Origin of the sequence: Methyloversatilis sp. (genome assembly GCF_051861465.1) — a bacterium.
Taxonomy (GTDB): domain Bacteria; phylum Pseudomonadota; class Gammaproteobacteria; order Burkholderiales; family Rhodocyclaceae; genus Methyloversatilis.
In genome coordinates this window covers 31,206-48,313 of record NZ_JBHYCQ010000006.1, presented here as the reverse complement: position 1 = coordinate 48,313, position 17,108 = coordinate 31,206, and the positions used below count along the sequence as shown (strand labels likewise).

20 protein-coding genes are annotated in these 17,108 nt (G+C 65.8%); 10 read left to right on the top strand and 10 right to left on the bottom strand.

What is annotated here, in order from left to right:
* Positions 1-1,062 (top strand): aminopeptidase, encoded by a 1,062-nt coding sequence (locus ACTIFF_RS10000; protein ID WP_439536695.1) that lies wholly within the window; start codon positions 1-3, stop codon positions 1,060-1,062.
* Positions 1,059-1,595 (top strand): adenine phosphoribosyltransferase, encoded by a 537-nt coding sequence (locus ACTIFF_RS09995; protein ID WP_439536694.1) that lies wholly within the window; start codon positions 1,059-1,061, stop codon positions 1,593-1,595. Before ACTIFF_RS10000 ends, ACTIFF_RS09995 begins: the two co-directional genes overlap by 4 nt.
* A gap of 7 nt (positions 1,596-1,602) precedes the next feature.
* Here the strand turns inward: ACTIFF_RS09995 and epsL are convergent, their stop codons facing one another.
* On the bottom strand, positions 1,603-2,826 hold the full coding sequence (gene epsL / locus ACTIFF_RS09990) for an XrtB/PEP-CTERM-associated polysaccharide biosynthesis outer membrane protein EpsL (protein ID WP_439536693.1): 1,224 nt from the start codon (positions 2,824-2,826) through the stop codon (positions 1,603-1,605).
* A gap of 205 nt (positions 2,827-3,031) precedes the next feature.
* Between epsL and ACTIFF_RS09985 the strand changes: the two genes are divergently transcribed.
* From ACTIFF_RS09985 to ACTIFF_RS09970, 4 genes are read left to right on the top strand one after another with little or no spacing between them, the layout of a single operon-like run.
* Positions 3,032-4,366, top strand: coding sequence for an undecaprenyl-phosphate glucose phosphotransferase (locus ACTIFF_RS09985; protein ID WP_439536692.1), 1,335 nt, complete (start codon positions 3,032-3,034; stop codon positions 4,364-4,366).
* The gene (locus ACTIFF_RS09980) at positions 4,356-4,730 is read left to right on the top strand and encodes a VanZ family protein (protein WP_439536691.1); all 375 of its coding nucleotides are present in this window, start codon (positions 4,356-4,358) and stop codon (positions 4,728-4,730) included. The genes ACTIFF_RS09985 and ACTIFF_RS09980 overlap by 11 nt, the downstream gene beginning before the upstream one ends.
* Complete coding sequence (locus ACTIFF_RS09975; protein WP_439536690.1) at positions 4,727-5,374, top strand: lytic transglycosylase domain-containing protein; 648 nt, start codon at positions 4,727-4,729, stop codon at positions 5,372-5,374. The genes ACTIFF_RS09980 and ACTIFF_RS09975 overlap by 4 nt, the downstream gene beginning before the upstream one ends.
* Positions 5,374-6,657, top strand: coding sequence for a TIGR03862 family flavoprotein (locus tag ACTIFF_RS09970; protein ID WP_439536689.1), 1,284 nt, complete (start codon positions 5,374-5,376; stop codon positions 6,655-6,657). Before ACTIFF_RS09975 ends, ACTIFF_RS09970 begins: the two co-directional genes overlap by 1 nt.
* Here ACTIFF_RS09970 and ACTIFF_RS09965 read toward each other — a convergent pair.
* On the bottom strand, positions 6,645-7,658 hold the full coding sequence (locus ACTIFF_RS09965; RefSeq protein ID WP_439536688.1) for a class 1 fructose-bisphosphatase: 1,014 nt from the start codon (positions 7,656-7,658) through the stop codon (positions 6,645-6,647). The two genes, ACTIFF_RS09970 and ACTIFF_RS09965, sit on opposite strands and share 13 nt — an antisense overlap.
* A gap of 178 nt (positions 7,659-7,836) precedes the next feature.
* Here ACTIFF_RS09965 and ACTIFF_RS09960 point away from each other — a divergent pair, with 178 nt between their 5' ends.
* From ACTIFF_RS09960 to ACTIFF_RS09950, 3 genes are all read left to right on the top strand, one after another.
* Complete coding sequence (locus tag ACTIFF_RS09960) at positions 7,837-9,096, top strand: D-amino acid dehydrogenase (RefSeq protein ID WP_439536687.1); 1,260 nt, start codon at positions 7,837-7,839, stop codon at positions 9,094-9,096.
* A 28-nt stretch (positions 9,097-9,124) separates the two neighbouring features.
* Positions 9,125-10,111, top strand: a complete 987-nt coding sequence (locus ACTIFF_RS09955) for an NADPH:quinone reductase (RefSeq protein WP_439536686.1) — start codon at positions 9,125-9,127, stop codon at positions 10,109-10,111.
* 152 nt (positions 10,112-10,263) lie between these two features.
* Positions 10,264-10,875 carry a hypothetical protein gene (locus tag ACTIFF_RS09950; protein ID WP_439536685.1) on the top strand — a complete coding sequence of 204 codons (612 nt, stop codon included), beginning with the start codon at positions 10,264-10,266 and terminating at the stop codon, positions 10,873-10,875.
* 77 nt (positions 10,876-10,952) lie between these two features.
* On the opposite strand, the gene ACTIFF_RS09945 is transcribed toward ACTIFF_RS09950, so the two are convergent.
* The 7 genes from ACTIFF_RS09945 to ACTIFF_RS09915 all read right to left on the bottom strand — a co-directional run bounded on the left by ACTIFF_RS09945 (position 10,953) and on the right by ACTIFF_RS09915 (position 14,218).
* Entirely contained in the window at positions 10,953-11,267 is a 315-nt protein-coding gene (locus ACTIFF_RS09945; protein ID WP_439536684.1) for a BON domain-containing protein, read from the bottom strand.
* 195 nt (positions 11,268-11,462) lie between these two features.
* The gene (locus ACTIFF_RS09940; protein ID WP_439536683.1) at positions 11,463-11,975 is read right to left on the bottom strand and encodes a hypothetical protein; all 513 of its coding nucleotides are present in this window, start codon (positions 11,973-11,975) and stop codon (positions 11,463-11,465) included.
* Between the two features lie 187 nt (positions 11,976-12,162).
* Positions 12,163-12,393 carry a CsbD family protein gene (locus ACTIFF_RS09935; protein WP_439536682.1) on the bottom strand — a complete coding sequence of 77 codons (231 nt, stop codon included), beginning with the start codon at positions 12,391-12,393 and terminating at the stop codon, positions 12,163-12,165.
* A gap of 79 nt (positions 12,394-12,472) precedes the next feature.
* Positions 12,473-12,805, bottom strand: coding sequence for a DUF883 family protein (locus ACTIFF_RS09930; RefSeq protein WP_439536681.1), 333 nt, complete (start codon positions 12,803-12,805; stop codon positions 12,473-12,475).
* 188 nt (positions 12,806-12,993) lie between these two features.
* Positions 12,994-13,221 carry a hypothetical protein gene (locus ACTIFF_RS09925; RefSeq protein WP_439536680.1) on the bottom strand — a complete coding sequence of 76 codons (228 nt, stop codon included), beginning with the start codon at positions 13,219-13,221 and terminating at the stop codon, positions 12,994-12,996.
* A gap of 106 nt (positions 13,222-13,327) precedes the next feature.
* Positions 13,328-13,543, bottom strand: a complete 216-nt coding sequence (locus ACTIFF_RS09920; RefSeq protein WP_439536679.1) for a glycine zipper 2TM domain-containing protein — start codon at positions 13,541-13,543, stop codon at positions 13,328-13,330.
* A 63-nt stretch (positions 13,544-13,606) separates the two neighbouring features.
* The gene (locus tag ACTIFF_RS09915; RefSeq protein WP_439536678.1) at positions 13,607-14,218 is read right to left on the bottom strand and encodes a hypothetical protein; all 612 of its coding nucleotides are present in this window, start codon (positions 14,216-14,218) and stop codon (positions 13,607-13,609) included.
* 329 nt (positions 14,219-14,547) lie between these two features.
* Here ACTIFF_RS09915 and ACTIFF_RS09910 point away from each other — a divergent pair, with 329 nt between their 5' ends.
* Positions 14,548-15,756, top strand: a complete 1,209-nt coding sequence (locus tag ACTIFF_RS09910) for a ferredoxin reductase family protein (RefSeq protein WP_439536677.1) — start codon at positions 14,548-14,550, stop codon at positions 15,754-15,756.
* Here ACTIFF_RS09910 and ACTIFF_RS09905 read toward each other — a convergent pair.
* Complete coding sequence (locus ACTIFF_RS09905; protein ID WP_439536676.1) at positions 15,732-17,045, bottom strand: extracellular catalytic domain type 1 short-chain-length polyhydroxyalkanoate depolymerase; 1,314 nt, start codon at positions 17,043-17,045, stop codon at positions 15,732-15,734. The two genes, ACTIFF_RS09910 and ACTIFF_RS09905, sit on opposite strands and share 25 nt — an antisense overlap.
* Positions 17,046-17,108 lie beyond the last annotated feature (63 nt).

Here is a 17,108-nt window from a genome sequence, read left to right as displayed (position 1 = left end):
TTGCGACGCCTGTTCCTGCTGTGCCTGACGCCGCTGATCGTCAGCTGCAACGGCAGTTTCTCGCCGCGCTACTACTGGCAGGCCGCCAGCGGACAGTTCGAACTGTGGCGACTGGCCAGACCGGTCGGACAGATCGGTGCCGACCCTGCGACGCCGCAGACCTTGCGCGAAAGGCTTGCGCTGGCGGTCGAGATCCGCGACTGGGCCAGCCGCGAAATGGCGCTGCCGGACAACGGCAGCTACCGTCGTTACGCCGATCTGGGTCGGCCCTACGTCGTGTGGAACGTATTTGCCGCCGATCCGCTGTCGGTGCAGCCGGCCCAATCCTGCTTCCCCATCGCGGGCTGCGTCAGCTACCGCGGCTTCTTCAGCGAAGCCGACGCGCGGGCCTATGCCGAGGCACGCCGCGGTGAAGGGCTCGACGTGCATGTCGGCGGTGTGCCGGCGTACTCGACCCTCGGCTGGTTCGACGATCCGCTGCTGAACACCTTCATGCACTACCCGGAAATCGAACTGGTGCGGCTCATCGTGCACGAGCTGTCGCATCAGATCGTCTATGTGCGCGACGATACCGAGTTCAACGAATCCTTTGCCAGTGCGGTGGAAGAGGAAGGCGTCCGGCGCTGGCTGATGCGTCCGGGCAAGGACGCACTGCGCGCAGGCTTCGAACGCAACCAGCGCATCCGCGCCGATTTCGCCGCATTGGTGTTGAAGTACCGCGAAGCGCTGGATGAGGTCTATCGGTCATCGTCGAGCGACGCCGACAAGCGGCAAGAAAAGGCGCGCCTGATCGGCGCGCTCGGCGACGAATACGCCCGCGTGCGCGACCAGGACTGGGGTGGCTTTCGCGGCTATGACCGCTGGTTCGCGCAGGACATCAACAACGCCACCCTTGCGTCGATCGGCCTGTACAGCGCAGCCAAGCCCGCCTTCACGCGGTTGATCGACACCTCTCCCGACCTGCCTGCCGTCTGGGCAAGCCTGCGCGCGCTGGCCGCATTGCCGCGCGACGAGCGCCGCGCCCGCCTCGATCTGCCACCGGCAAAGGAACCGACCCGATGAACCTCGACGACGCACGCCACCTGCAGGCGCTGATCCGCACCATTCCGGACTTTCCGTCGCCCGGCATACAGTTCCGGGACGTGATGCCGCTGCTGGCCGATGCGCACGGCTTCGCGCGGGCGATCGAAGCGCTGGCCGAAGACATCGCACCGCACAGCATCGATCTGGTTGCCGCGATCGAAGCAAGAGGATTCCTGCTCGGCGGGGCCGTCGCGCAGCGACTCGGTTGCGGTCTGCTGCCGGTGCGCAAGCCCGGGAAACTCCCGGGTCCGAACCACGGCATCGATTACGCGCTGGAATATGGCAGCGACCGGCTGGAAATGCAGGTCGGCGCAGTGAAGCCGGGCGCCCGGGTACTGGTGATCGACGACCTGATCGCCACCGGCGGGACCGCGCTGGCCTGCGGTGAATTGATTGGCCTGGCGGGCGGCGAAGTCGCCGGCTTCCGCTTCCTGATCGACCTGCCCGATCTCGGAGGCACGGCGCGGCTCGCCACACGGGGCTGGGACGCGCGCGCGCTGCTGCGCTACTGAAGGACGTTCAGAACACGTACTGCAGCGACGCGGACACGCTGCGCACGCGGTACTGGAAGAACTGGTTGTTCGATTCGCGCTCGTCGCGGCGCACCTCGACATTGGCCGACAGGTTGCGCTCGATCGCCCACGTTGCGCCGAGACTGTAGGTGGTCAGATCCTCCTGACGCGGCGAGCCGTCAAACCCCAGCGCGGTGAAAAATGTGTCGCCCTCACCTTGTCGTGCCACCCACTGTGCACGGCCATCGACGCGGATCTTGCCGGTGGCCTGCCACACCGGCGCAACGGTGTAGGTCGTGGTGCGGAAATAGCTGGAAAAATTGTCATCCAGCGCCGAAATCTGCCGTTCGGCCTGGAAGTTCACGGCGGTGTGTCCGGTCGGCTGCCATTCCCAGCCGACCCGGCCGTAAACATCGTCGTAGTCGCGCTGCGGCACGTTCTCGTGCTCCCGCTTCGACTGGCCGATGGCGCCCGACAATCGCGAGTGACCGACCGGTTGCCAGCGCACGCGCGCCTCGATGTCCTTCTGCTTGTAGGAATTGGTCTGGTTCAGGATCGGCAGGCGCTGCGGATAGTCACCATCGCTGCGCCGTCCGAGCAGTTCGAACTGCGTGCCGCCACGCGTCGTGTAGCGCACACCGGCTTCCAGCCGTTCGATGTCGAAATCGTTGCGGCGCCGGATTTCCGTACTGTTGCGCTGGGTGTCCTTGCTCACGCCACCGAACAGCGACCAGTAGGCATCGATCTTGTAGGCGCCATCGAAGCGCAGGCTTTCCGCATCAATGATGTTCTTGGCCAGCACGGTCGATCTGAAGTCGCCGAATCCGCCGAGGTATTTGCGGTTGGTGTAACGGAGGTTGCCCGAGAAGTCGCTGCCGATCTGCATCTGCCAGCCAGCGGCGATGTTCTGGCCCTCGTAGTCGAGCAGCGTCAAATCGTTGTAGCGCACGGCCGACTGCGAAGCGCTCGCGGTCAGTCGCTGTCGCCCCACCATCTTGTCGGCCGTAAAGCCGAGCGTGGCGGTCCAGCTGTGGTCGCCGCGTGGCGTGTTCGGACCGAAAGACGTCGGCTCCAGTCCGTCGGGCAGATAGAACACGTTGTCCTGATACTGCCAGGCACCGGACGTCACGAGGCTGAATACGTCACCCTCCCCGGCAAGCGCGGAAAACGGGGTGATCAGCATCAGCAGGCACTGCAGCGAGCGCGGAAGAAGCGAGAAGTTATTGTTCATTGCACTAAAATAGTATGGCCGCAGACTGTGACGCTTTCCTTGCCAACGCGTAAATCGTAAAAATCGTATAACCGCGGTCCGCTATTCTACGGCGACGCATCTCCCCAAGATTTTCCCAAGTTTGAATACATCGGTTTCAATCTCAATGCTCGCCAAGTTTGAGCGTAACACTTCCGTATTGCGGGCACCGCTAAGTCTTCCCGGAATGGTCGAGATGTTCCTCGACCCGCTGTCGCTCATCCTTTCGCTGATTGCATGTGCCCTTTACTTCGGCGACACCGTCGACGCGCGCTACGTCGTGCTGTCCCTGGTGGTGTTCTCGCTGTCCTTCCCGGGCTCGTCGCTGCTCAGCATGCGGCCGCGTCGCGTTGTCCGGCAGTGCGTGATCAACTGGATGCTCATTGCGTTCATCCTGCTGTTCTTCGGTTACGCGAGCCAGTACATCGAGAACTTTCCGATCGACGTCGTGCTGGCGTGGCTCGTGGCCGCGCCGGCGACCCAGCTGGTGGCGCACTTCACCGCACGGGCCTACCTGAAGCGGTCTGCCGCGCAGGTGGAGAACCAGACCCGGGTCATCATCGTCGGCTGCAACGACATCGGCGTTCAGCTGGCTGAACAGTTTGCCTTCAACCCCTTCCTCGGCATTCATTGTCTCGGCTACTTCGATGACCGGTCGAGGGAGCGCATCACGCAACTCAACGGGCATCCGCTGCTCGGGCGGTTGAGCGAACTCGCCGCCTATGTGAAGACGCATCGCATCGACCAGATCTATCTGGCGCTGCCGATGGCCAGCCAGCCGCGCATCCTCGCGCTGCTCGACGATCTGAAGGACACCACGGCCAGCGTGTTCTTCGCACCGGATATTTTCCTGACCGACCTGATCCAGGGCCGCATGGACTACGTTGCCGGCGTGCCGGTCGTGGCGGTCTGCGACACGCCGTTCACCGGCATCAACGGCCTCGTCAAGCGCAGCAGCGACGTGGTGCTTTCGTGCCTGATCCTGCTGCTCATTTCGCCGCTGCTGCTGGCGATCGCCATCGGCGTGAAGGTGACTTCACCCGGACCGGTGCTGTTCCGGCAGCGCCGCTACGGTCTCGACGGCCGGGAAATCGTCGTCTACAAGTTTCGCTCGATGACGGTGCAGGACGACGGCGCGGTGGTGAAGCAGGCCACCCGGAACGATCAGCGCATCACGCCCTTCGGCGGCTTCCTGCGCCGCACGTCGCTCGACGAACTGCCGCAGTTCATCAATGTGGTGCAGGGGCGGATGAGCATCGTCGGTCCGCGACCGCACGCCGTGGCGCACAACGAAACCTATCGCAAGCTGATCAAGGGCTATATGGTCCGGCACAAGGTCAAGCCGGGCATCACCGGCTGGGCACAGGTCAATGGCTATCGCGGCGAAACCGAAACGGTGGACAAGATGCAGAAGCGCATCGAATTCGACCTGGAATACCTGCGCAACTGGTCGATCGGCCTTGACCTGTGGATCATCGTCAAAACCGTTGCGGTGGTGTTCAAGGATCGCAATGCGTACTGAGGCCGTGAAGCGCCCGCCGGTCGTCCAGTGGCTTGCGATGCTGGTCGCCACGGTGATGATTGCCAGCCTGGTCAGACTGGGCGAAACCGAACTGGCGGTCGGGCTGATCCCCAGCCCATGGGACAAGCTGGCCCACATGGTCACCTTCGGCACCATCGCCTTTTCGCTCTGGCTCGCACTCGGTCAGCGCTGGCTCTACAGCTGTGCCGTCTTCGCATTCGCGATCGCGCTGTATGACGAATGGCGCCAGCTCGCCCTGCCCGGTCGCGAAGCCGAGTTGGCCGACCTGCTTGCGAATGGCGTCGGCATCATTCTTGCCGTGCTGCTGGCCCGGTACATCGTCGCCCGGGGCCTCCGTCCATGACGCGCGGATGGTTCGTGCTGCTGCTTGCCGGTCTGCCGCTGCTGGCGCTGGCCAACGGCTCGGAATATCAGCTCAGGCTGGGCGACGGCACGACCTATCGCCTGCTTCAGCCGGAACAGTTGCGGATCAGTGAGGTGGAGAAACGGGAAGCCAGGCGGCAGGCCTTGAGCGGGCTGCCGTTCGCCGCACAGATCGAACAGGCGGCGGTGGCAGGCGGCATCGATCCCGAACTGCTGCATGCGGTCGTGCAGGCGGAATCCGCCTACAACCCGCACGCCGTATCGCCGAAGGGCGCGCTCGGTCTGGCGCAGATGATGCCGGAGACCGCACGGGCCTATGGCGTGACCGACGCGCTCAAACCGGTCGACAACCTGCGTGCCAGCGCACGTCACCTGCGCGACCTGCTTGATCACTTCGGCGACGTCGAACTGGCCCTGTCGGCCTACAACGCCGGTGCCGGTGCGGTCCGCCGGTTTGGCGGCATGCCGCCCTACGCGGAAACACGCGCCTATGTGCCGCGGGTGAGCGATCGCTACGAAGCGCTGAAGCGCCTCGCCACACCGCCTGAACCGGTCGTGCCGCCCAGCCCGTACAAGCTGCGCGCCGACAGCAACGAGATGCGCCTCATCCAGTCCGCCAACTGATGCACGCCAGTCTGTCGCCGGCGCTGGATGTCGCCATCGTCGGCGGGGGCCCGGCCGGCCTGATGGCCGCAGAAGTGCTGTCGTCCGCCGGCATCCGGGTCGACCTGTTCGATGGCAAGGCCTCGGTCGGGCGCAAGTTCCTGCTGGCCGGCAAGGGCGGGCTCAACCTCACGCACAGCGAAGCCCTGCCGCAATTCACCGGACGCTTCCGCGAGCGCAGCGACGAGGTCGCGCGCTGGCTGGCCGGCTTCGACGCCGACGCCCTTCGCGCCTGGTCGCACGGGCTGGGCGTCGACACCTTCATCGGATCATCCGGCCGCGTCTTTCCGCGCGACATGAAGGCGGCGCCGCTGCTGCGCGCCTGGCTGGTGCGACTGCGCGCGGCCGGCGTGCGCTTCCACATGCATCACCGCTGGACCGGCTGGGACGACGAGGGTCGGCTGTGCTTTCACGCGCCGGACGTCGATGTCGCCAGACCGGCTGCGGTCACCCTGCTTGCACTGGGTGGGGCGAGCTGGCCGCAACTGGGTTCGGATGGCCGCTGGACGACGCTGCTCGAAAGCCGCGGCGTCGCGGTGTCGCCGCTGCGCGCGGCCAACTGTGGCTTCGACGTTGCATGGAGCCCCCATTTCGCGCAGCGGCATGCCGGGGTGCCACTGAAGAATGTGCGCATCGGCTTCACCGACGCGACGGGCCGGTTTGTATCGCGCAGCGGTGAATGCCTGATCAGCGCGAGTGGTCTGGAAGGCAGCCTGATCTATGCGCTGTCGGCCGCGCTGCGCGAGCGGCTCGAGGTCGACGGCTTCGTCGAACTCTCACTCGATCTGCTGCCGGCCCACGACCCGGCGCGCGTGCTGGCCGAAGCCGCCCACCCGCGCGGCGCGCGCTCACTGTCGTCGCATCTTGCCGGGCGACTGGGCATCAGCGGGGCAAAAGCCGGATTGTTGTTCGAGATACTCGACAAGACGGCACTGACCGATCCGGCGCGCATCGCCGCGACGCTCAAAGCCCTGCCGCTGCGCCTCACCGCCACGCGGCCGGTGGCCGAAGCCATCAGCACTGCGGGCGGCGTGACGCTGGAGTCGCTCGATGCCGACCTGATGCTCCAGGCGCTGCCCGGTGTGTTCTGTGCCGGAGAAATGCTCGATTGGGAGGCGCCGACCGGCGGCTATCTGCTGACCGCCAGCATGGCGAGCGGCCGCGTCGCGGCCGCCGGCATGCTCAAGCGGCTTGCCGCCGGGCAACCTCAGGCCGCCATTCAGGCCGCACTTCAGGCCGAGTGATAACCGAGCACGCGCTCGACTTCGTTCTTCGAACCCAGGATGACCGGCACCCGCTGATGCAGTTTTTCGGGCTGCACGTCCAGGATGCGCTGATAGCCGGTAGTCGCCGCGCCGCCGGCCTGTTCGATCAGCATCGCCATCGGGTTGGCTTCATACATCAGGCGCAGCTTGCCCGGCTTGGTCGGGTCCTTCGTGTCCTTCGGGTACAGGAAAATGCCGCCGCGGGTCAGGATGCGATGCACGTCGGCCACCATCGACCCGACCCAGCGCATGTTGTAATCCTTGCCGCGCGGACCGGTTTTGCCGGCGATCAGCTCGTCGATGTAGCGCTTCACCGGTGCTTCCCACGACCGCGCATTCGACGCGTTGATCGCGTACTCCTTCGTATCGTCCGGAATGCGCATGTGGGCGGTGGTCATGACGAAACTGCCGGTTTCGCGATCCAGCGTGAATGCGTGCACGCCTTCGCCCAGCGTCAGCACCAGCTGGGTCGCCGAACCGTACACCGCATAACCCGCCACCCGCTGGCGCGTACCGGGTTGCAGGAAGGCGCTTTCATCCACCGGCGCAGCGCCGCCGTTGGCAAAGTCCGGGCAGCGCAGCACCGAAAAGATGGTGCCGGTCGAAATGTTCACATCGATGTTCGACGAGCCGTCGAGCGGATCGAACAGCAACAGGTACTCGCCCTTGGGGTAGCGGTTCGGAATCTGGTGCGGCGCATCCATCTCCTCCGACGCCATCGCCGCAAGGTGGCCGCCCCACTCGTTCGCCTCAAGCAGGATTTCGTTGGCGATCACATCCAGTTTCTTCTGCACCTCGCCCTGCACGTTCTCGCCGCCGGCTTCTCCGAGCGAATTGGTCAGTCCGCCCTTGCCCACCGCGTTGCCGATCGCCTTGACTGCGCGCGCGACCACCTCGACCAGAAAGCGCAACTCGGCGCTGATGCGCTCGCCGTCGCGTTGCTGCTGGATCAGGAACTGGCTGAGGGTGATGCGGGACATGGGGTACGGCTCCGTAGGGTGAGAAAATCGATTATCGTGCACAGCACCATGAAACGCCTCGCAGGATTTCACGCAGGCTGCCGTTTCGACCATGTTTCCGGTACCGGATCGGTGCTCACACAAGGAACCTGCAGACGGCTCCAGCGGTCCTGATGGCGTCCTCAAGAATCAGATCCGCATGCACATACTCGTTTTAGGTGCCGGCGTCGTCGGCATCACCACCGCCTGGTACCTCCGTCAGGCGGGACACACCGTCACCGTGGTCGACCGCCAGAGCCAGCCGGCCATGGAAACAAGCTTCGCCAACGGCGGCCAGATTTCGGTCAGCCACGCCGGCCCCTGGGCCACCCCGCAGGCGCCCGGCATCGGTCTGCGCGGCATGGGTCGCTCGACCGCACCCGTGCGCTTCTCGCCCACTGTCAACCACCGCCAGTGGCGCTGGATGGCGGCGTTCCTGCTGCAATGCCGCCCCGGACGCGTGCGGGCCAACACCGATGCACTCGCTCGGCTGGCCATCCGCAGCCAGGTCGAACTCGGCCTGCTGCGGCGTACCCAGCAGCTGGACTACGTGCACGCCGAAAGCGGCATCCTGCATGTGTTCTTCAACCGCACGGAACTGGCCCGGGCGCAGCAGCGTTCGCGCATCCTGCACAAGCACGGCATCCGGATCGACGTCTGCGATGCCGCGCGCTGCATCGACATCGAACCGGCGCTCGCGTCGACCACCCGCAACCTGATCGGCGGCCTGTTTGCGCCGAACGACGAATCGGGCGACGCCTGCGCGTTCACCCGCCAGCTGGCGCAGCGCTGTGCCGACGCCGGTGTTGTGTTCCACTACGAAACCACGGCGGACAGCCTCGACCTGCACGAAGGCAGGGTGCGCGGCGTGGCCGTCCGCGATGCACGCGGCGTGCGCGGGCTTTTGTGCGCGGACCAGATCGTGTGTTCGCTGGGCACCCACACGCGCGCGCTGGTCGAACAGCACGGCCCGCGCCCGGCGCTGTATCCGATCAAGGGCTATTCGATCACCTTTCCGGCCGGTCCGAATGCACCGCACGTCAGCATCACCGATGAAGAGCACCGCATCGTGATGTCCCGTCTCGGCGACACCATCCGCGTGGCGGGTCTGGCCGAGTTGGGCGGCCACACCGTCACCGTGGACGACGAACGGGTGCGGCTGCTGACCGGACTGACCCGCACGCTGTGTCCGGATGCCGGCGATATCGATGCCGCGCAGGCGTGGGCCGGACTGCGCCCATGCACGCCGGGCAATGTGCCGCTGATCGGCCGCAGCCGCATACCGGGGCTCTGGTACAACACCGGTCACGGCTCGCTCGGCTGGACGCTGGCCTGCGGCTCGGCCCGCCTGCTCGCCGATCTCGTCGACAGCGGCCGCTCGGACATCGAATTTCCCTACCTCACCGGCAAACGTCACTGACGCGCCGGCACCCGACAGGACACGTCCCATGCGCGCCGCCTTCTACGACCAGACCGGCCCGGCCCACCAGGTGCTGCAGGTCGCGGAGCTGCCCGATCCGGTTCCGGCTGCGGGCGAGGTGCGGGTCAGGCTGCAGTGGTCCGGCGTCAACCCGTCCGACGTCAAGGCGCGCGCCGGCCTGCGGGCGGGCGGCATGCCCTTCCCGCGCATCATCCCGCACAGCGACGGCATGGGCATCGTCGACGCGGTCGGACCGGGCGTCAGTGCTTCGCGCATCGGCGAGCGGGTCTGGCTGTGGAACGCCGCGTGGGGCCGCGCCTGCGGCACCGCGGCGCAGTTCATCACGCTGCCGCAGGCACAGGCGGTCGCACTGGCTGACGCGATCAGCGGCGAAGCCGGCGCCTGCCTGGGCATTCCGGCGACCACGGCACTGCACGCCCTGCTGACGCTTGGTGGCGTGGCCGGCAAATCGTTACTGGTGGCGGGCGGCGCAGGTGCGGTCGGTCACTACGCGGTGCAGTTCGCAAAGCTGCTCGGCGCACGGCAGGTCATCGCGACCGTCAGCAGCGCGGCCAAGGCCGGACTTGCCCGGGACGCCGGTGCCGACCGCGTGATCGACTACCGCACCGAAGACGTCGCTGCGCAGGTGGCCGACGCGACCGGCGGCCGGGGCGTCGACCGCATCGTCGAAGTCGATGTGGCCGCCAATGCCGTCATGGACATCGGACTGGTGCGTCCGGGTGGCGAATGGATCGTCTATGGCAGCGGAACGCCGCAGTTTGCACTGCCCTTTTTCGCCCTGGCTGCCCGCAACATCACGCTGCGCATCATCCTCGTCTATACGCTGGACGAGGCCGAACGCCGCGCCGTGATCGACACCCTGACACGGTTACTCGCGACCGGCCACGTGATCCACCCCATCGCGGAGCGCCTGCCGCTGACGCAGATCGCCGACGCGCACGCGCGGATCGAACAGGGGCAAGTGATCGGCAACATCGTGCTGGCGCTCGACTGAGCTTCAGGCACCCGGGCGCGCAACCCTGCGCGCAATGGATGTACGATGGTGCTGCGTTGCCGTGCGCTTTCGTGGGCACGCGACGGCAGCGCGACCCGGCATGCAAGCGGACATCTGCGTCGCCCCTCGCTGGTGCCCCTGGAGGACGGAACATGACTTCGAATGCGACGTCAGTACGCCGCTACGGCTTCGCGATGATGGTGGTCGCATGCTGCCAGGGCGCATCGGCCGGCGAAGCCGGCCAGACACCGTGTGACCTCGTCGACACCGCAGATCTGGCTGAAATGGGCTTCGGCATCGTGCGCCTTCCGGCGACGGACGTGCTGAACCTCTACAAGGGCCAGGCCGATGCGCCGGTCGATACCCACACTGAAATCTGCACCTTCCTCGCCGGGCGCAGCGGTGACCGCATGGGTCTGCAGCTGACGATAGAAACCTTCGGCGAGCGGGTCACACCCGCGCAGCTCAGCGCCTGGACGGCCCTGATCATGAAGGACGATCCGGCCTACTTCTCGTCCGTCCGCGTCGGCGACACCAACTGCGAAACCGGCGAATTCGACCTCATCGACGAACGCACCGACGCGCGCGAGGGCACGCAGCACTATGTGTCGTGCGACGCACTTGAGCCGTTCGGCAACCATCGCGTCAATCTGTACTTCCAGGCACCGGAATTCAAGGCGTTGCTGCCGACCCCGGAAGAAGTGAAGGCGCTGCTCGACAAGGCGACCGGCAAGGTCAGGGCACGTGGCGCGATCAGCATCTGACATTGCGCGCACGCCACGTGACAAGGCCCTTGCGCACATCGTGCGCAAGGGCCTTGAGTGCTGCGGACGGCTGCGTCTTACTTCAGGCGCATGTCGTTCTTGACCGACTTGACGCCGCCCACGGCGCGCGCCACCGCAACCGCTTTCGTGATGTCGGCGGCCGAATTGACGAACCCGCTGAGCTGAACCACGCCCTTGAAGGTTTCGACATTGATCTCGGCGACCTTGAGCGTCTCCTCGTTCAGGATGGCGGCCTTCACCTTGGTGGTGATGATGCTGTCGTCCACATATTCGCCAGTACCTTCCTGCTTCGAGGTAGCCGCGCAGCCTACTGCGCCGGCAAGCGCAACGGCCAGAAAGGCGGCCGACAGATATCGTCTGATGTCATGCATGAAAGACTCCTTTGAAAACTGCTTTACGAGCGCCTGACGTCGCTCGGCAAGGCGTCGCGCGCAGGCGTTCGATGAACGGGACAAGCGGTTGGCGACCCTGTCTGTCAGGAAACGTCCGGCCTTGCGGCATCGCTGGCCGGAACACCCGAAGCATGCGCGTGCCATAGTCGCGCGTCGGTGCGCTGCCGTACAGAATCACGGCGTCAGCGCCGCTTCGGCGGACGGGCACGGCAGTCGCCGGGCTTCGATGTCACGGCACAAGGTACCCAGTACCCACGGCGTACCCGGCAGCCAAGGCGCCTGAACGTTGCGCAACCCGGTGTGCCCGTCGTCAGCGACGCTGCCGTCCACACGCCCGGGCACGGATCCGATACCGGGTCGGGACATCAGCAACACCAGAACATCCGGCTTCACCCGGCGAACGCGATCGAGCATGTCGACGCTGTCGCCGGCACACAGACGGGTGTCCAGCAGCACGGCCTCGATTTCCGCCCGGCCAAGGCACTGAAGGGCATCGGGCAGCGTGGCAACCCATTCGACACGCAGGCAGGCGGTGGCCGGCCCGGCCAGCGCAAGCCTGATCTGACCCGCTCGCGCAGGGTCGGGTTCGAGCAGCAGGATCGTGCGCGGCACCCGATGTCCGAGGCCGCCGCCTGATGGCGCACGGCTGCCGTCAGGTGTCTGACCGGCAGTGCGTTCCGGACTCATTTGCCCGGATTTGAAGACGGGGCGGCGCCTGACGGCTCCGCCGCCGTGACCCGCAGATTGCCTTCCCAGACGCAATGTATCGATTCGCAGCGGAAACGCTGTATCGACACGAAGCGTCCGATCACGCGATCGACGAACCGTCGCCGGATGCGGCAGACCGTCGACGCGCAGCGTGGGCAAACACGCTTCAAGTCAGCCTGTCGGGCGTTCGCGTACCGTCTTCGTTCAGCTTTTCGAACTGCTCGATCTGACGTTCCGCTTCGTCCTTCGTAATGCCGTACGCTTCCTGGATCCGCCCGGCCAGTTCGATGCGTTTGCCGGCGATCACGTCGAGCTGGTCGTCCGTCAGCTTGCCCCACTGCGACTTGACCTTGCCCTTGAATTGCTTCCAGTTGCCTTCGGCGATATCCCAGTTCATTTCGTGTCCTTTCGGTTTCCAGCTACAGATTGAGCGCTGCAGGCAAGTCGCCCGCAGCCGTTCCGCGAGACAGTGGTGTTCAGCGGCGACGCATCAGCAGCGCCACCAGCAGTCCGGCGGCGGCGGCCACGCCGACCGCCTTCCACGGGTTTTCGCTGACATAGACGCGCGTGTTGTCCGCCGCGCGGTGCACCTTGTCCGACACCGCATGCGCCGCGCGATCCAGGCCGGCACGGGCATCGGACAGACGCGTTTCGATCTTCGTGCGCGCCGCGGAAATTTCACCCGCCGTGCTGTCGATCACCTGCTTGACCAGGGCATCGGCGTCGCTGACCACCGCTTTCACATCACTCACCAGTACATCCTTCTTGCCCTGGATGCCTGCGTCACCACCATTGAAATCCGTATTCATCGTGCCTCCTTGATTAAGGCGCAGCCGGCAAGCGGGCGCAGCCCTGAAACTCGCCACTGCATTGAAGATCCGGCGGACCCGCCGAGCGCTGACGACCCTGCAGGCAGGGTTCGCCCCGCGATGACAAGTGTGTGTCGCACACCAAACAGTGTCTGTTCGGCAGCGAACGCAGCGCCCGCGGCGTGACCTTACTTTCCGTCGCCCCGTGTCGCATCCTTGATGCTGTCGCCGGCTTCTTCGAGCTTGTCGCCCGCCTTTTCGGTCGCATCACCGATCGCGTCCGAGGTGTTGCCCACCGCAGCATCCAGCTTCTTGCCGGCGGTTTCGGCCGGGCCTTCCTTCTGGCATCCCGACAGCACCGCGAGAAACAGGCCGGCAACCATCACGGCACCCAGCTTTTGCGCATTCTTCTTCATGGAAAACTCCGTCGTTCAACTGCACATCTGAAAGGGGCCATGGGGCGGGACCGCTTCCGGTCGCGCCGCATGACCCCCTGTACCAAGCCAGCGCTCAATGGCCGGCTTACTTCTTGATTTCGCGTCCGATCAGGCCACCGACGGCGGCTCCACCGACGGTGCCCACCGCGCTGCCGCCGGTCAGGACCGCACCGCCGACCGCACCCGCACCCGCGCCGATGGCGGTGTTGCGATCACGCGCCGACATGCCCGAGCAGGCGCTCAGGCCGAGGAGCAATGCCGCACTGATGGCAATCGTTGCAATGTTTGATTTCGTCTTCATGTTGTGACCTCGTATCCGGATATCGCGGCCGGGCGGCCGCGAGGTGCTGCATGTGAGACTGATTTACTTGCCGGCGCGCATCTTTGCCGCGTCGATGCAACGATCCTTCGCGTCGCCCGCGAGGCTGTCGCACTTCTCCTGCTCGACGTCATAGCGCGCGTCGACCTTGTCTTCCTTCGCTTCCTTGCGCGTCTCGGCGTTCTGCTCGGCCGCTTTGCTGCGCGCGTCACTCGTTTTTTCGCCGGCTGCGGTATTGCTTTCCGACATCTTCATCTGCGCCGTCGCATCGGCCTTGGCAGTGGTGCGCGCGGCCTTGGCTTCCTCGACGCAGACATCCTTCGGGTTGCCGGCGAGGTCGTCGCAACGTTCCTTTGCCACCATGTAGGCCGCATCGGCACGTGCCACGCGAACGTTGTACTGCGCCGTACCGGACGGCGCACGTTTCGCTTCCAGATCGGCCTTGGCGACCTTCTCGGCACCCTTCGCTTCAGCCTCGCAGATGTCCTCGGCATTGCCGGACAGCGAATCGCAGGCCTTCTTCGCTGCCTTGTAATCGGATGTGATTTGCGCCTTGGCCGCTTTGTGCTCGGCCTTGGTCAGTGATTCAGCGATGGCGCCAGTGCTGAAGGCAAGGGCGATGGCAAGCGCCAGCGCATGGGTATGGAGTGTTTTCATGGGTGTCCTCGTGTCGTGATCTGCCGTCACGTCGCAGGCGCGGCCGGAGCGGCCACTGCATGGACGGACCCGGACCTGTGCAGTCCGGCAAGATCACGGTACGCAGTCATGCGGACGCTGTCTGTCTGCTGACACACAAAAGGTCTGTGCGTCACCGAGCAGACGTCGGTGACCTCCAGACCTCGAAATGAAGCCTGCATTTCCAGGCCCGACCGCTGCACTCCGTGGCTTCGGGCGCGCGTCCGCTCACCCCACCCTCGATACGGAAATCCATGATCCCCGACAGCCGGGCCCTGATCTTCTCTCTAGCAGCTGTCAGCGTCCTTCTCGTGACCCTGGAACTGCCCGCAGACAGCCGGCTGACGCTCGGCGCATTCAGCCTCGGCGCGGGTGTCTCCGCACTCGCGCTGATGGCCGCTGCAGCGATACTGGGCGCACGCTGGCAATGGATCGAATCCGCTTTCGGCGGTCTTGATCGCGTTTACAGCACCCACAAGTGGCTCGGCATCTGGGCCCTCGTGTTTGCGTCCGCTCACCTGTTGTTCAAGGCAGACGGCGACAGCTGGACAAAGGCGGCCATCTTCGCGCTCGACCCGGCGGTCGCGCGACTGGCCCGACAGTCCGGTTTCGTCGCACTGATGCTGCTGATCCTGCTGGCACTGAACCGGAACATTCCCTACAGCGTCTGGCGGTGGTGGCACAAGCTGTCCGGCCCGGCACTGCTGGTCGTCGTGTTTCACGCCGTCAGCATCAAGTCGCCGATCGCCCTGATCAGCCCGGCAGGTGTCTGGCTGGCGGCACTGTGTGGCCTCGGCCTGGCCGCTGCGGTCTACAAACTTCTGCTGTATCCGCTGATGTCGCGCCACGCGGCGTATGAAATCGTGGCCGTCGAGCACGGCCCCTCGGCGGTGCACCTCGATCTGCGGCCGCTGGGGCAACCGATCCGGTTCGAGGCCGGGCAGTTCGCATTCCTGTCGCTCAGCGAGGATGGACTGCGCGAACCGCATCCGTTCACCATCGCTACGGGTAGCCGGCAGGACGGCCGGATCCAGTTCGTCATCCGGGCTCTGGGTGACTACACGCAGCGACTGGTCTCGCGTGCGAGGATCGGCATGCACGCCGACCTTTATGCGCCATTCGGGCGTTTCGAGCGCCTGCCCGACTCGCGCTGCGAAATATGGATCGGCGGCGGCGTCGGCATTTCACCCTTCGTCGCCTGGCTGACCGATGCCGGCGGCAAGCACTTCGACCGGGTCAGCCTGTTCTACTTCTGCAGCCCGGGCCGCGATTTTCCCGATGTCGACAGCTTGCGCGGGCAGGCGGAGGAACGCGGTGCGGCGTTCTTTCCGGTCAAGGGGGGTGGCGGCGATCCGGCGTTCGGTCATGCGCTCGACGCCCTGGTCTTCACGCACCCGCCAGCGACGATAGACATCAGCTTCTGCGGTCCGAAAGGCTTGTTGCAGGCGGTCCGGGCCCGGATGCAGGAAAGCGGCATCCCGGCCGGCAACATCCGCTACGAAATCTTCGAGTTCAGATGATGCTGCAGGAAGAAACGCATCATCTGTCTCGATGCGTCAGGTCCCGAAGCATCGGTATGGGGCTGCATGCCGTCGCCGCCTGTCCATGCATGGCCGGCGCCGTGAATGATCCAGCGCTCGCTCCGACTCACGCCCGACGCGCCGAACATGGCGGAACGGGTGTAGCCGCGCTGCCCTTCGCCCGGAGGCGTCGCTTCGGACGATGCATGCCCGCTCGCCGCATCGTCGCCAGCCGGACCCGAAGCGGCGTACAGCGCATCGGCGTTCGACGGATGCACGGTGGTGTCCGCGTCGCCGTGGAAGACGATGCATGGCAGCCGAAGCGCCCCTTGTTCGGTCGGCGAAAGCAGGTCCTGCGGCAGCTTGTCCGGCCCGGACGCCATGATGCGCATGGCCGACAGCGCGTCGTGTGCGCGTCCTGCCGCAATGCCCGAATGCACGCCAAGCGCGGCAAACAGACCCGGATAGTCGCGCGCAAGCACTGCCGCCATGGCACCGCCGGCCGACATGCCGGCGATATAGACGCGCGCCGGATCGATATCCTGGTCCTGCATCACCCGGCGCGTGAGGCGGGCAATCAGGGCCGCGTCTCCGGCGCTGTTCGACACGTCCTGCAAGGCGTACCAGTTCCAGCAGCGCAGTGCATGGGCACCCATCGACTGTTCCGGGTACAGCACGACAACGCCCGAATCTTCCGCCACCTCGTTCATGCGCGTGCCGGCAGCGAATTCGGCGGCGCCCTGATTGCAGCCATGCAGCATGACCAGCAGCGGCGCAGGACCCGCGGTGCGGAATGCGGGTTCATACAGCATGTAATGGCAGTCGGCGCCCTCGGCCGCTTGTCCGGCCCCGAATCGGCCGATCAGCCGACCGACCCGCCGGCCGTCCGGCGCGGTCGGGCAAGCCGCCCCGTCTGCCACAGGCACATCCGGTCGCAAATGCGAAGGATGGCGCGGGCCGCCCGCTGCGTGCACCGGGGATGCGGCCCTGATCAGATTCATCATCGCGCCGCCCAGCCGTGCCAGCCGCGCACGCTGCCGTCGCCAGAAGGGTTGCCAGCCAGCGGCTGCCTGATGCGACCTTCGACCTGCCGCGCGCGGACGCGCTGCGGTCGCGTGCCCAGGCGCCGAGCCGTCCATCGGCGGAACGCGGCGCGCGATGCGCCGGCCGAGCAGTTCGAGCTTGCGCTCGTAGGCGTCGTCATCCGGATCGCATGACGCAAGTTCGTCCAGCAGACGCCGGATCACCCGTCGTCGCCGGGTCTGTTCGATCTGCGGGCTTGTTTGCATGAGGGTCCCCGGCGCGGCGCAAGTGTGGCCCCGCTCCGACGGGCGGCCGGAGCGTAGGCGTGC

Bases quoted from the DNA above. Each gene is read 5' to 3' on its own strand.
- ACTIFF_RS09995 (WP_439536694.1), top strand. From the start codon at position 1,059: ATGAACCTCGACGACGCACGCCACCTGCAGGCGCTGATCCGCACCATT.
- epsL (WP_439536693.1), bottom strand. From the start codon at position 2,826: ATGAACAATAACTTCTCGCTTCTTCCGCGCTCGCTGCAGTGCCTGCTG.
- ACTIFF_RS09985 (WP_439536692.1), top strand. From the start codon at position 3,032: ATGGTCGAGATGTTCCTCGACCCGCTGTCGCTCATCCTTTCGCTGATT.
- ACTIFF_RS09980 (WP_439536691.1), top strand. From the start codon at position 4,356: ATGCGTACTGAGGCCGTGAAGCGCCCGCCGGTCGTCCAGTGGCTTGCG.
- ACTIFF_RS09975 (WP_439536690.1), top strand. From the start codon at position 4,727: ATGACGCGCGGATGGTTCGTGCTGCTGCTTGCCGGTCTGCCGCTGCTG.
- ACTIFF_RS09970 (WP_439536689.1), top strand. From the start codon at position 5,374: ATGCACGCCAGTCTGTCGCCGGCGCTGGATGTCGCCATCGTCGGCGGG.
- ACTIFF_RS09965 (WP_439536688.1), bottom strand. From the start codon at position 7,658: ATGTCCCGCATCACCCTCAGCCAGTTCCTGATCCAGCAGCAACGCGAC.
- ACTIFF_RS09960 (WP_439536687.1), top strand. From the start codon at position 7,837: ATGCACATACTCGTTTTAGGTGCCGGCGTCGTCGGCATCACCACCGCC.
- ACTIFF_RS09955 (WP_439536686.1), top strand. From the start codon at position 9,125: ATGCGCGCCGCCTTCTACGACCAGACCGGCCCGGCCCACCAGGTGCTG.
- ACTIFF_RS09950 (WP_439536685.1), top strand. From the start codon at position 10,264: ATGACTTCGAATGCGACGTCAGTACGCCGCTACGGCTTCGCGATGATG.
- ACTIFF_RS09945 (WP_439536684.1), bottom strand. From the start codon at position 11,267: ATGCATGACATCAGACGATATCTGTCGGCCGCCTTTCTGGCCGTTGCG.
- ACTIFF_RS09940 (WP_439536683.1), bottom strand. From the start codon at position 11,975: ATGAGTCCGGAACGCACTGCCGGTCAGACACCTGACGGCAGCCGTGCG.
- ACTIFF_RS09935 (WP_439536682.1), bottom strand. From the start codon at position 12,393: ATGAACTGGGATATCGCCGAAGGCAACTGGAAGCAATTCAAGGGCAAG.
- ACTIFF_RS09930 (WP_439536681.1), bottom strand. From the start codon at position 12,805: ATGAATACGGATTTCAATGGTGGTGACGCAGGCATCCAGGGCAAGAAG.
- ACTIFF_RS09925 (WP_439536680.1), bottom strand. From the start codon at position 13,221: ATGAAGAAGAATGCGCAAAAGCTGGGTGCCGTGATGGTTGCCGGCCTG.
- ACTIFF_RS09920 (WP_439536679.1), bottom strand. From the start codon at position 13,543: ATGAAGACGAAATCAAACATTGCAACGATTGCCATCAGTGCGGCATTG.
- ACTIFF_RS09915 (WP_439536678.1), bottom strand. From the start codon at position 14,218: ATGAAAACACTCCATACCCATGCGCTGGCGCTTGCCATCGCCCTTGCC.
- ACTIFF_RS09905 (WP_439536676.1), bottom strand. From the start codon at position 17,045: ATGCAAACAAGCCCGCAGATCGAACAGACCCGGCGACGACGGGTGATC.